The sequence below is a fragment of the Pseudomonas sp. FW507-12TSA genome (assembly GCF_058781435.1).
Genome location: NZ_JBYSWT010000046.1, coordinates 13,372 through 26,434, shown reverse-complemented (window position 1 = coordinate 26,434; position 13,063 = coordinate 13,372). Strand labels below are relative to the sequence as shown.

Annotated in this window: 3 protein-coding genes; 1 reads left to right on the top strand and 2 read right to left on the bottom strand. The window is 66.4% G+C overall.

Annotated features, from left to right (window positions below; translation table 11 throughout):
• Positions 1-11,034: an amino acid adenylation domain-containing protein gene (locus AC3WK8_RS30200; protein WP_492574093.1), complete on the bottom strand. Its 11,034-nt coding sequence runs from the start codon at positions 11,032-11,034 to the stop codon at positions 1-3.
• A gap of 174 nt (positions 11,035-11,208) precedes the next feature.
• Between AC3WK8_RS30200 and AC3WK8_RS30195 the strand changes: the two genes are divergently transcribed.
• The gene (locus tag AC3WK8_RS30195; RefSeq protein ID WP_085600635.1) at positions 11,209-12,174 is read left to right on the top strand and encodes a siderophore-interacting protein; all 966 of its coding nucleotides are present in this window, start codon (positions 11,209-11,211) and stop codon (positions 12,172-12,174) included.
• A 44-nt stretch (positions 12,175-12,218) separates the two neighbouring features.
• Here the strand turns inward: AC3WK8_RS30195 and AC3WK8_RS30190 are convergent, their stop codons facing one another.
• Positions 12,219-12,959, bottom strand: coding sequence for a thioesterase II family protein (locus tag AC3WK8_RS30190; protein WP_031320210.1), 741 nt, complete (start codon positions 12,957-12,959; stop codon positions 12,219-12,221).
• Positions 12,960-13,063 lie beyond the last annotated feature (104 nt).

Here is a 13,063-nt window from a genome sequence, read left to right as displayed (position 1 = left end):
TCAAATCGCCTCTAGTTCGCTCAAGAATTCACGAAGATCATCAAAATCAGCCGCACTGCCAGCGCGACAAACGCTGGCGGCCTCGACATAGGCCCGCAAGGATTCGGTCTGGAACACTTCCACCAGTGGCACTTCCAGGCCCAGCTCGGCCTGGACCCTGGAGGTGATCTGGATCGCCAGCAGGGAATGGCCGCCCACTTCGAAGAAGTTGTCGTTGAGCCCTACCTGCGGCAGGCGCAGGACCTCGGCCCAGATCGCCGCGATCTGTTGCTCCAGTTCGCTCTGCGGGGCCACGTAGGCCTGCTGCAGCTGGCTGGCGTCCGGTTGTGGCAGGCCCTTGCGGTCCAGCTTGCCGTTGGGGGTCAAGGGCATCTGCGCCAGGAACATCAGGTGGGTGGGCACCATGTAGTCCGGCATGCGCGCCTTGAGGGCACGGCGCACGGCGTCCCGGGCACTGGCCTGGGCATTGGCATCGTCGACCAGGACCGGATCGAACATCACCAGGTAACCCACCAGTTGCTTGCCGGTCGGCCCGTCCTGGGCCACCACCACCGCTTCCCGCACGGCCTCCTGCTCACGCAGGCGCGCCTCGATCTCGCCCAGTTCGATACGGAAGCCGCGGATCTTCACCTGGTGGTCGACCCGGCCCAGGTAGTCCACCACCCCATCGGGGCGGCCACGGGTCAGGTCGCCACTGCGGTACACCCGGCTGCCCGGCGCGCCGAACGGATCGGGCACGAAGCGTTCGGCCGTCAGAGCCGGACGCTCCAGGTAACCCCGGGCCACGCCTTCGCCGCCCAGGTACAACTCACCCGCCACACCGATCGGTTGCAGGTTCAACTCGGCGTCCAGCACATAACCGCTGCGGTTGCCCAGCAGCGTGCCGATCGGGGCGTAGGCCGCACCGCATGGATCGTCCTTGCTCGCCTTCCACAGCAGCGGCGTGACCACGGTTTCGGTGGGGCCATAGCCGTTGAACAGGTAGGTCGGACGCAGTGCCCGCCAGGCCAGGTCGTAGCTGGCCTGGGCCACCGCATCACCACCGAAGCAGTACACCCTTACCGCCGGTGGGTTACCGTCGCGCTCGGCGTGTTCGGCCAGCTGCTGCAGGTACACCGGCGGGAACACCCCTACGGTCACGCCGTGGCGATGCATCTGGGCGTAGGTCTGCTCCGGCAGCCACAGGTTGTCGTCGCGAATCAGCACCCGCGCACCGTTGATCAGCGGGTGCATCCAGCCTTCATGGGAGCCGTCGAAGGCGAACGACATGAAGTGCAGCTCGCAATCGGCCGCGGTCATTTCGTAGCGCTCGCCGGTGGCGATGATGTGCGCCACCAGCGGCCCGTGGGACACCGCCACGCCCTTGGGCAGGCCGGTGGAACCGGAGGTGTAGATCACATACGCCAGGTTGTCACCGTCCAGCGTCACGTGCGGGGCGCTGTCGTCGTCACCACTCCACTGCTCGGTACGGTCCACCGCCAGGCTCTCCAGGCCTTCCGGCAGGGGCAGGCGCTGTTGCACCGCCGAGTGGGTCAGCAGCAGTTGCGCGCGGCTGTCCTGCATCATGTACAGCAGGCGGTCCTCGGGGTATTCCACGTCCAGCGGCACGTACACGCCACCGGATTTCAGCACCGCCAGGAACGCCACCATGATCTCCGCGCTGCGCGGCATGGCGATCGCCACCCGCACTTCCGGGCCCACGCCACGGGCGATCAAGGCCCGGGCCAGGCGGTTGGCGCTGCGCTCCAGCTCGCCGTAGGTCAGCTGTTGCTCACCGAAGATCACCGCCACCGCCTCGGGAGTTTCCTGGGCACGGTCGGCCACCAGCTCGTGCACCAGGCGCGTGGCCGGGAAGCCAGAATCGGTCCGATCCCAGAGCTGGATGATCTGCCGCTGCTCCGCTTCGTCCAGCAGGTTCAACTGGCCGATGGCTTGCTGCTGGTCGGCGACCATCGCCTGCAGCAGGTTCTGCCAGTGGCGGGCCATGCGCTCGATGGTCGAGGCCTCGAACAGGTCGGTGGCGTAGCTCAGCGAGGCATGCAACTGCTGCTGGGATTCTTCGATATCCAGGACCAGGTCGAACTGCGCCGCGGTTTCATCCCAGGTCACCGGGCTGATGTCCAGCCCCGGCAAACGCTGCAAATGATTGCCTGCCTGGCTGATGTGATGGTTGAACACCACCTGGAACAGCGGGTTGAGGCTCAAGCTGCGCTCCGGCTGCAGCGCCTCCACCAGTTGCTCGAACGGCAGGTCTTGGTGGGCCTGGGCTTCCAGGGCCCGTTGCTTGACCTGCGCCAGCAACTGGTCGACGGTCATCTGCCCGTCGATATCGGCCTTGAGTACCTGGGTGTTGACGAAGAAACCGATCAGGCGCTCGGTCTCTACCCGGTTGCGGTTGGCGATCGGCACCCCGACGCGGATGTCCTGCTGGCCGCTGTAGCGATGCAGCAGGGCCTGGTAGGACGCCAACAACAGCATGAACAGGGTCACGCCACGGACCTTGGCCAGGTCCTTGAGCTCATCCACCAGGGCAGCGGGTAGCGGTATCGACAGGCGAGCACCACGATGGCTCGGCAAGGCCGGGCGCTGATGGTCGAACGGCAACTCCAGCACCGGCTGCTGCCCACCGAGCATGTCACGCCAGTAGCCGAGCTGACGGGCCTTTTCGCCGGCCTCCATCCAGTCGCGCTGCCAGGCGGCGTAGTCGGCGTACTGGATCGGCAAGGCCGGCAGTTGCAGCTCTTCCCCCAGGCTGTAGGCCGAATACAGCTGCACCAGCTCTTCGATCATCACTTGCATCGACCAGCCATCGGAGACGATGTGATGCTTGACCAGCACCAGCACATGGTCATCTTCGGCCAGGCGCAACACGTTGGCTCGCAACAATGGGCCTTGGCGCAAGTCGAACGGCTGGGCGATCTGCGCCTCCACCAGGGATTTGAGGCGCGACTCATCGGCCTCGACCACCCCCAGCTCGAACCGCGCCTGGGCTTCGATCACCTGGACGGCGCGCTGGCCATCCTGCTGCAAGCGGGTGCGCAGGCTTTCATGGCGCGCCACCAGGGTATCGAAACTGCGCTGCAACGCAGCCAGATCCAGCTGGCCCTTCAGGCGCAGTGCGCTGGGCACATGGTAGGCGGCACTGGTCGGGTCCAGCTGCCAGAGGAACCATTGGCGCTCCTGGGCGTAGGACAAGGCCAGCGGTTGCGCCCGGTCCACCGGCAGGATCGCCGGGGCCGAGGCGTCGACAGCGCCCAGGGCGCCGACGAAATCGGCCAGCACCGGATGCTCGAACAGGGTCTTGAGGCTGACCTCGATACCCAGGCCATGTCGCACTCGGGACACCATCTGGGTGGCCAGCAGCGAGTGGCCGCCCATCTCGAAGAAATGATCGCCGAGGCCGACCCGCTCGGCACCCAGGACCTGGGACCAGATAGCCGCCACCTGCTGCTGTAGCTCGGTGACCGGAGCGATCCAGTTGGCCAGCGCCTGGCTGGCATCGGGCTTGGGCAGCGCCGCGCGATCGAGCTTGCCGTTGGGGCTCATGGGCAGGCGCTCCAGGAACAACAGGTGCCCCGGCACCATGTAATCCGGCAGTTCTGCACGCAGGCTCGCCTTCAACTGCTCGCGCAACGGCTCTTGCTGTTGCTCGGACAAAGCCTGGCTGGCCACCACATAAGCGACCAGCTGGTTATCGGCGGCGACCACCAGGGCTTCGCGCACACTGGCCTGGGCCAGCAGGCGTGCCTCGATTTCCCCCAGCTCGATACGGAAACCACGCACCTTGACCTGATGGTCGATCCGTCCGATGTACTCGATCACCCCGTCGGCCCGGTAGCGTGCCAGGTCGCCGGTACGGTACAGGCGCCCGGCCCCGTCTGCGGCGAACGGATCGGGAATGAAGCGCTCGGCGGTGAGTTCGGGACGCTGGAAGTAACCACGGGCCAGCAATGGCCCGCCAATCACCAATTCACCGGCCACACCCACCGGCACCGGGTTGAGGTTGGCATCGAGCAAGTAGATGGCGCGACCGTCCAGTACCCGGCCAATGGGCATGACTGCCGGCAACGGCTCGCCACCCAAGACATAAGCAGCGCAGTCCAGAGCCGTGGCACTGACCGTGGTCTCGGTGGGGCCATAGGTGTTGAACAGCCTGACGTGGTCCAGGCCCGCCGCGCGCCAGGCATTGAGGCCTTCCGGCGGCATGGCTTCGCCGCCGATATGCACCTGGCGCAGGCGCCCGTAGTCGCGTGGGCCACGGTCGGCGAAGTCCCGTACCAGCAGGTACCAGTAGGCGGTGGTCAGGTCGGCCACGGTGATCTGGTGTTCGATCAATTGCTGGTAGAAGGTGTCGCTGTCCCACAGTTCGCCACCGCGCACCACGACCGCCGCACCGCAGCACAATGCCGGGTACAGCTGTTCGACGAAGGCGTCGAAGTTGAAGGTGCCGAATTGCAGGGCCCGGTCATCGGCCTTGAGCTCGAACAACTCGGTGATCACTTCCACATGCCGCGCCAGGGAGCCCAGGTCGATCCCGACTCCCTTGGGCCGGCCAGTGGAGCCGGAAGTGAACATCACATAGGCCAGGTTGCCCGGCTGTGAACGCACCGGCGGATTCTCGGCGCTGTAGGCGGCCAGCCAGTGTTCATCCTGCTCCAGGCAGATCAGCGGCAAGCCGGGGCTGATCGGCAATTGCTCCAGCAGCGGTTGCTGGGTCAACAGCAAGCCCAGGCCGCTGTCCTCGATCATGCACTGCAGGCGCTCGCGGGGGTATTTCGGGTCCAGCGGCACGTAGGCGCCACCGGCCTTGAGTACGGCCAGCAGGCCCACGACCATTTCCAGGGAACGATCCACCGCGACCCCGACCAGGGAATCGGCCCTCACCCCCAGCTCGATCAAGCGCTGGGCCAGGCGGTTGGCCCGCTGGTTGAGCTCGCCATAGGTCAGGCGGCGCTGGTCGAGGATCAGCGCCAGGCGCTCCGGTTGCATAGCCGCCTGCTGCTCGAACCGTTGCACTACGCTGGCCTGCGCCGGCCGCGAGGCATCGCGCGGATTCCAGGCCTGCAACAGGTGCCGTTGTTCCGACTCCGGCAGCAACGGCAAGGCCCCCAGGGCTTGCTCCGGCACCTCGAAAAAGCGCTGCAGCAGCGCTTGCAGGCAGGCCGCCAGACGCTGCACTGCCTGGCTGTCGAATTCGGCCTGGAGGTACTCCAGGTGCAGGCTCAAGCGTGCGCCGCCGTGCGCAGTCAGGGTCAACGGGTAGTTGGTGCGTTCCTGGCTCTTGACCTCGCTGAAGCGCAGGCCCTCGGCAGCGCCCTGCTCCAGGCTCTTGGCCACGGGGAAGTTCTCGAACACCACCAGGGTATCGAACAACGCCTCGCCGGCGGCCCCGGCCCAACGCTGGATATCGAACAACGGCGTGTGTTCGTGCTCGCGCATCTCCAGGTTCAGTGCCTGAACCTGGCGCAGCCAGTCGCCGACCGACTGCGCCGGATCCACATTGGCGATCAAGGGCAAGGTGTTGATGAACAGGCCGACTTGCTGCTCCACATCCGCCAACTGCGCCGGGCGTCCGGAGACCGTGACCCCGCAGGCCACGCTGGACTGGCCGGTATAACGCTGCAACAGCAACAGCCAGGCCGCTTGCACCAGGCTGTTGAGGGTCACCTGTTGAGCCCGGGCAAAGGCACCCAGGCGCCGGGTCTGCTCTTCATCCAGTTCACAGAGCAGTTGGCCGTATTCGCCCGTTGCCGGTTGCCCGCTCCTGGCCACGCTGCGAGCCAGGAAGGACGGCTCGTCCAGCTGTGCCAGGCGCTCGCGCCAGAACGCCTCGCCCAGCGCCGGGTCCTGGGCCTGCAACCAGGCGATGTGCTGGGCAAAACCGGCGCCTGCCGGCGCCAGCGGCTGGCCCTTGCAGGCTTGCAGTACTTCGTTGAGTACCAGGGCGTTACTCCAGCCATCCATGAGGATGTGATGGCTGGTGTACACCAGGTGCCAGCGGTCTTCATCGGTGCGCACCAGCACCACCCGCAGCAAGGGCGGACGAGCCAGTTCGAAACCTTGCTGGTGCTGCTCCAGGGCCAGGGCGTCGAGCGCCGCCTGCAAATCCGCACGAGTGCGCCAGTCATGCTCGATCAGCGGCAGCTCGACCTGGCGATAGACCACCTGCAGGGCCTGGCCCTGGTCCTCCTGCCAGACGAACCCGGTGCGCAGCATGTCATGGCGCCCCAGCACCTGCTCCCAGGCTTGCTGGAAGCGCGCCACGTCCAGGCCCTGGACATCGGCCCGCAACTGGCTGACATAGACGTCGCCCTGGCCTTGCTGGTACAGGCTGTGGAACAGCATGCCCTGCTGCATCGGCGACAGCGGATACACATCCTGCACCTCGCGGGACGCCAGGGCCAGGTCATCCAGCTGCTGCTGGGTGAGCCTTGCCAGGCTGACGTCAGACGGGGTCAAGGCGCCGTGGCTTGGGTCCAGGCAATGTTCGATCAAGGCCAGCAACTGCTCCTGGTAGTCATCCACCAGGCGCTGGATGGTCGAGGCGTCGAACATCTCACGGCTGAAGCCCCAGCTCAGGCTCAGCTCGCCACCGTAGACCTGGCCTTCGATCACCAGCCAGTTGGCCAGCGGCGCACCCGGGTCCTGGGTCTGCCCGGCCTTCTCGGCGGCCGGCACCAGCAGCGCCTGGGCATCGAACTGGCGGTCGAACTGCCCCAGGTAGTTGAAGGTGATGCGCGGTTGCGCCAGCTGCGCCATGGCTTCGCGGCTGGCGGTATCGCCCAGGTAGCGCAGCAGGCCGAAGCCCAGGCCCTTGTCCGGCACGGCGCGCAATTGCTCCTTGATGCCCTTGATCGCCGCCCCTGGCTCGTCGGCAGCGCGCAGGTACACCGGGAACAGGCTGGTGAACCAGCCGACGCTGCGGCTCAGGTCCAGGTCGCTGCCCTGGGTTTCCCGGCCGTGGCCTTCCAACTGCACCAGGGTGCCCTCGGCGCCGGTCCAACGACCGATGGTGCGGGCCAGGGCGGTGAGCAGCAGGTCGTTGATCTGGGTGCGATAAGCGCCCGCTGCCTGTTGCAGCAATTGCGCGGTGCGCTGGGCATCCAGGGTCAGGGTGATTTTCTGTTCATGACGGTTTTCCAGGGCGCCAGCCGGACGCTCGGCCGGCAGGTCGGCGACCTGGGCCGGGATCTGCGCCTGCCAGTAGGCCAGCTCGGCACTACGTTCCCCCGCCAGTTGCTGCAGGTGTGCGGACCAGGCCTGGTAGGAACTGGTACGTGGTGCGAGGGCCTGTTGCGGCTGGCTATACAGCTGCTGCAGGTCTTCCAGCAGTACGCGCCAGGACACCCCGTCCACCGCCCAGTGGTGGACCACCAGCAACAAGCGCTGGCTGCCGTCGGCCAGGTTGACCAGCATGCCGCGCAGCAATGGGCCTTGCTCCAGATCCAGGCTGCGCTGGGCAGCCTCGCACAGCTTGGTGAGTTGCTCCGCATCGCCCGCCTCACGCAGCCACAACAACTCACCGGGCTCCTCGGCATAGGCCTGCTGCCAGCCAGCGGCCACTTGGCGCACGCGCAAGCGCAGCGCATCGTGATGCCTGGCCAGGCGCGCCAGGGCTTCGGCCAGGCGCTGGGCATCCAGGGGCTGGCGGGCTTGCAGCAACAGCGACTGGTTCCAGTGCTGGCGCTGCGGTACCGCTTGTTCCATGAACCAGTGCTGTACCGGCGTCAGCGCCAGCTCGCCGCTGGCCGGGCCACTGTCCTGCTGGCCGAGGGCCACCGGCTTGGCCACCTGGGCCAGGCTACGCAGGGTCTGGTGCTGGAACAGGTCCCGTGGGCTGAGCGCCAGGCCAGCCTGGCGGGCGCGGCTGACCACCTGGATGGAAATGATCGAGTCGCCACCCAGGGCAAAGAAATTGTCATCCAGGCCGACCTGCTCCACCGTCAGCACCGCTCGCCAGATCTCGGCCAGGGTCTGCTCGGCCCCCTCGCGCGGCGCACTGTAAGGAGCCAGTTGCACCTCACCGACCTGGCTCAGCAGGGCCTTGCGATCGAGCTTGCCGTTGGCGGTCACGGGCATGCTGTCCAGCAGCACCCACTGCGCCGGCACCATGTAGTCCGGCAGGCTGCGGCCCAGGTGTGCGGCCAGTGCCTCGCGCCAGTCGGCGGCGGCCTCTTGCAGGACCAGGTAACCCACCAGTTGCTTGCCGTCCACCACCAGCACCGTGGCTTCGCGCACTTGCGGATGCTCCAGCAGGCGCGCCTCGATCTCGCCCAGCTCGATACGCAGGCCGCGCAACTTGACCTGGTGGTCCAGGCGCCCCAGATACTCGATCACGCCATCGGCGCGCTGGCGCACGCGGTCGCCGGTGCGATACAGGCGCGCGCCATCATGGAATGGGCAAGGGACGAAACGCTCGGCAGTCAACGCCGCACGCCGATGATAGCTGCGGGCCAGGCCGGCACCGCCCAGGTAGAGCTCGCCAGCGACCCCGGCAGGCACCGGCAGCAATTGTGCATCCAGCACATGGGTGCGCAGGTTGGCGATCGGCCGGCCGATCGGCACGCTATCGAGCCCCTCGTCGACACAGGTCCAGTGGGTTACGTCGATGGCTGCTTCGGTCGGGCCATACAGGTTGTACAAACCGACCTTGGGCAACTTGGCGAACACCTGCTGCTGGGCATCCATGGGCAAGGCTTCGCCACTGCAGACGATGCGCTTGAGGCTGGTACAGGCCGACACGCCGCTGTCGCGAATGAATGCCTGGAGCATCGAGGGCACGAAATGCAGGGTAGTGACCTGCTGCTCGGTAATGGTCCGGATCAGTCGTGCCGGTTCGCGATGGGCCCCGGGAGCGGCCACCACCAGGCGTGCCCCGGTCATCAGCGGCCAGAAGAACTCCCACACCGAGACGTCGAAGCTGAATGGGGTTTTCTGCAGCACCGCATCGCTGGCGTCCAGGCCATAGGCCTGTTGCATCCATTGCAGGCGGTTGACCAGCGCCGCGTGGCTGTTGCCGGCGCCCTTGGGCTTGCCGGTGGAGCCCGAGGTGTAGATCACGTACGCCAGGTTCAGCGGATCGACCAGTACCTCCAGCGGGCTGTCGCTGTAGGCATCGAGCCAGTCCGGCTCCTGGTCGAGGGTGATGATCCGGACCGTTTCGCCAGGCAGCGACGCCAGCAGCGAGCTCTGGCTGAGCAGCAGGCCGATGCCGCTGTCCTCGATCATGTAGGCCAGGCGGTCCTGGGGATACTCCGGGTCCAGGGGCACATAGGCTCCGCCGGCCTTGTGGATCGCCAGCAGCCCCACGACCATTTCGATGGATCGCTCGATACAGATCCCCACCAGTGTGTCGGCTGCCACCCCCTGCTCGCGCAACAAGCGCGCCAGCTGGTTGGCCCGGGCGTCCAACTCGCCATAGCTGAGCTGGCGCTCGCCGAACACCAGGGCACAGGCCTGCGGAGTACGCCCGGCCTGGGCCTCGATCAACTGGTGCATGCAGACTCCGCGAGGGTAGTCCACCGCGGTGCGGTTCCATTCATGCACCAGCAACTGCTGCTCCTGGACATCGAGCAGGGGCAGCTCGCCGATACGTTGCCCGGCATCCGCCAGCATGCCTTGCAGCAGGCTGGTCCAGTGGCGCGCCATGCGAGCGATGGTGGCCGCATCGAACAGGTCATCGGCATAGGTCAGCGCCGCATGCAACCTGCCGGATTTCTCGTAGGTATCCAGGGTCAAGTCGAACTGGGTGGTACGGCTTTGCCATTCCACCAACCCCAGCTCCAACCCGGAGGCGGTGTTCACCGTGGTGATATCGGCCACCTGAGGCTGGTGGTTGTACATCACCTGGAACAACGGCGTATGGCTCAAGCTGCGCTCCAGCTTGAAGGCCTCCACCAGTTGCTCGAACGGCAGGTCCTGGTGGGCCTGGGCCCCCAGGGCCGCCTCCTTGACTGCCTGCAACAGCTCGCTGACCCGGGTCTGGCCGGTGAGCTCGGTGCGCAGCACCTGGGTGTTGACGAAGAAGCCGATCAACCCCTCGACCTCGGCCCGGTTGCGGTTGGCGATGGGCACGCCGACGCGGATGTCGCACTGGCCGGTGTAGCGATGCAACAGCACATTGAAGGCCCCGAGCAGGAGCATGAACAGGGTGACGTTGTGCTGTTTCGCCAGGGCGCGCAACTGCTCGGCCAAGGCCGGCTCCACGGCGAACTCATAGCGAGTCCCACGGTAGCTGGGCACCGCCGGGCGTGGATGGTCGGTGGGCAGCTCCAATACCGGATGCTCATCGCCCAGGCGGGCCTGCCAATACTCCAGCTGACGCGCCTGCTCCCCCGCCTCCAGCCAGCGCCGCTGCCACAGGGCATAATCGCTGTACTGGATCGGCAATGCCGACAATTGCGGCGCCTCGCCGCGCTCGAAGGCGTCGTAGCAACGGATGAATTCATCGATCAGCACGTTCATCGACCAGCCATCGGACACGATGTGGTGCAGGGTCAGCAACAGCACATGGTCCTGGTCCGCGAGCTTGAGCAGCTTGATCCGCAACAGCGGTCCCTGGCCCAGATCGAACGGCAGCAACGACTGGCGCTGGGCCTCGGCAGCCACCGCCTGCTCGCGCAAGGCTGCATCCGTGGCACTCAGGTCCTGGTACTCCAACGGCAATGGGCTGTCGACCACCACCTGCTCCAGGCGGTCATCGGCGTGGCGCTTGAACAGGGTGCGCAGGGTTTCGTGGCGGGCGATCAGGTGGGCGAAGGCCTGCTCCAGCGCACCGCGATCCAGCTCGCCCTTGAGACGCACGGCACCCGGCAAGTTGTAGGCGCCGCTCTCGGGGTCCAACTGCCAGAGGAACCACATGCGCCGCTGGGCGTAGGACAGGTCCCAGCGATCATCCACGGCCACGTCGGCCGGAATCGGAAACAACGAAAAGTCGATGTTTTCATCCCGCAGGCCATCGAGGAACAACCGCCGCTTCTCCAGCGGCAGCTCGATAAAGCGGCGAGCAAGTTTCAGGGACTTTTCAGCGTTCATCGGGGTTCATCCGTACATGTTGGGTATCGAGCGAGAGCTCGGCTATCCCTACGAAACGGATGGGCGCCGGGAAAAATTAACCCTGCGCGCAGGCCCCGGATCGCCCCCTCAGCGGTAAATTCCACCCCCTGCGGCTCGTTAAATCAGGACCTTCTTTTTCATAAGGTCGCGATCATGTCCTCAGCCACTTCCCTGGCCAGCTCGCTGGCAAATGGCTTGCGCAAACTGGTAGGCGCAGGCGTCCAGTCACCTCGCAGTTACCGGGTGATCAACGTCGAGCTCAAGCAGCGCATCGACCTCAGCCCCTCCCTGGTACGCCTGGTATTCAGCGGCGAGGACATCGCCCAGGCCCGCACCCTGGCCCCGGACCAGCGCATCAAGCTGCTGTTTCCCGCCGCCGATGGCAGCCTGCCGCAGTTGCCGGTGGAGGGTGACTGGCATGCCGCGCGGCGCAAGCTGCCGAGCGAGCAGCAACCGCCGATGCGCACCTACACCATCCGCGAGCTGCGCCTGCAGCCGGCGGAACTGGACGTGGACTTCGTGTTGCACGGGGTCAACGGGCCGGCCTCGAGCTGGGCGACCTGCGCGCAACCTGGCGACCGCTTGCAGATGGTGGTGCCGAACAAGGCCTTCAGCGGCGACCCCGGCGGTTATGAATGGCAACCGCCGGCGGGCATCCGCAAGGTGCTGCTGATGGGCGATGAAACCGCCCTGCCGGCCATCGCCGGGATTCTCGATGAGCTCAAGGAGTATCCGGACTACCCGGATGTGCAGGTGTTCATCGAGGTACCCCACGAGAGCGACTGCATCGACCTGCATTGTCATCCACTGACCCGGCTGAGCTGGCTGCCCCGCGACATGCTCGACGCCCGCCATGGCGAGCCCCTGATCCACGCCGCCCGGGAGCTGGCCGAACTGCCGCCGCCCAGCGCCGGAAGGCGGCCGGTCAAGGCCGGGCGTGACGATGAAGAGCGGCCCTGGGAAACCGCAGCGCCGGCGGACAACCTGTTCTATGCCTGGGTGGCCGGGGAGTCGGCCACGGTGATGAGCATCCGCCGCCACCTGATCAACGAGCGCGGCCAGGAGCGGCGCAACCTGACCTTGATGGGCTACTGGCGCATGGGCACGTCCCTGGGCTGAGCCCTGCCCTGCCGGCTGTGCACCCTGCACAGCCGGCAACAGGGCTACAAGGACAGCGCGACGGGGGCCAGGTGACGGCGCCGGTGCACATCCAGGTGTCCCTTGACCAGGCTCAGCACCTTGGCTTCGTGTTCGTGGATGAAGAAATGCCCGCCGGCGAGCATGTCCACCGAGAACCCGCCATGGGTCTCCTTGCTCCAGCCGATCAACTGTTCGGTGGTGGCGCGATCGGCCTTGCCGCCCAGCACGTGCACCGGGCAATTGAGCAACGGACGCTGTACAGGCCGGAAGCGCCCGCACAACAGGAAGTCGGCCCGCAGGATCGGCAACGTCAGGCTCATCAGCTCCTGGTTGGCCAGCACTTCTTCGCTGGTGCCGTTGAGGGTGCGCAATTGCTCGATCAGTTGTGCATCGGTCTTGGGCTCGGCAAAACCGCGGTCGTATTCGGTGCGCAAGGTCGGCGCCGCGGTTCCCGAGGCGAACAGCGCCACCGGCTCCGGGCAACCCAGGGCCCGCAGGGCATGGGCCAGCTCGCAGGCCAGCAGGGCTCCCAGGCTATGGCCGAACAAGGCATAGGGTGGCCGCAACGTAGCCTGGATTTCCCCGGCCAGTTGCCTGGCCAGCTCGCGCATGTCGGTGTGCAGGGGTTCGGCGTAGCGGGCACCACGCCCGGGCAATTCCACCGGCGACAGCTGCAACCACTCCGGCAGCTTGCGCCGCCAGCGGCTGTAGACCATGGCGCTGGCTCCAGAGTACGGCAGGCATAGCAGGTTCAACTGGGTCACGGTTTTCCCTCGGCAGATGATCGGTCGGCAGCCCCTGCAAGACTGCCGCGCCAGCCAAGGCCGGGGAACGCTGGCTCCCGTGGCTGGCACTCTTTGCAGGGGCT

Bases quoted from the DNA above. Each gene is read 5' to 3' on its own strand.
- AC3WK8_RS30200 (WP_492574093.1), bottom strand. From the start codon at position 11,034: ATGAACGCTGAAAAGTCCCTGAAACTTGCTCGCCGCTTTATCGAGCTG.
- AC3WK8_RS30195 (WP_085600635.1), top strand. From the start codon at position 11,209: ATGTCCTCAGCCACTTCCCTGGCCAGCTCGCTGGCAAATGGCTTGCGC.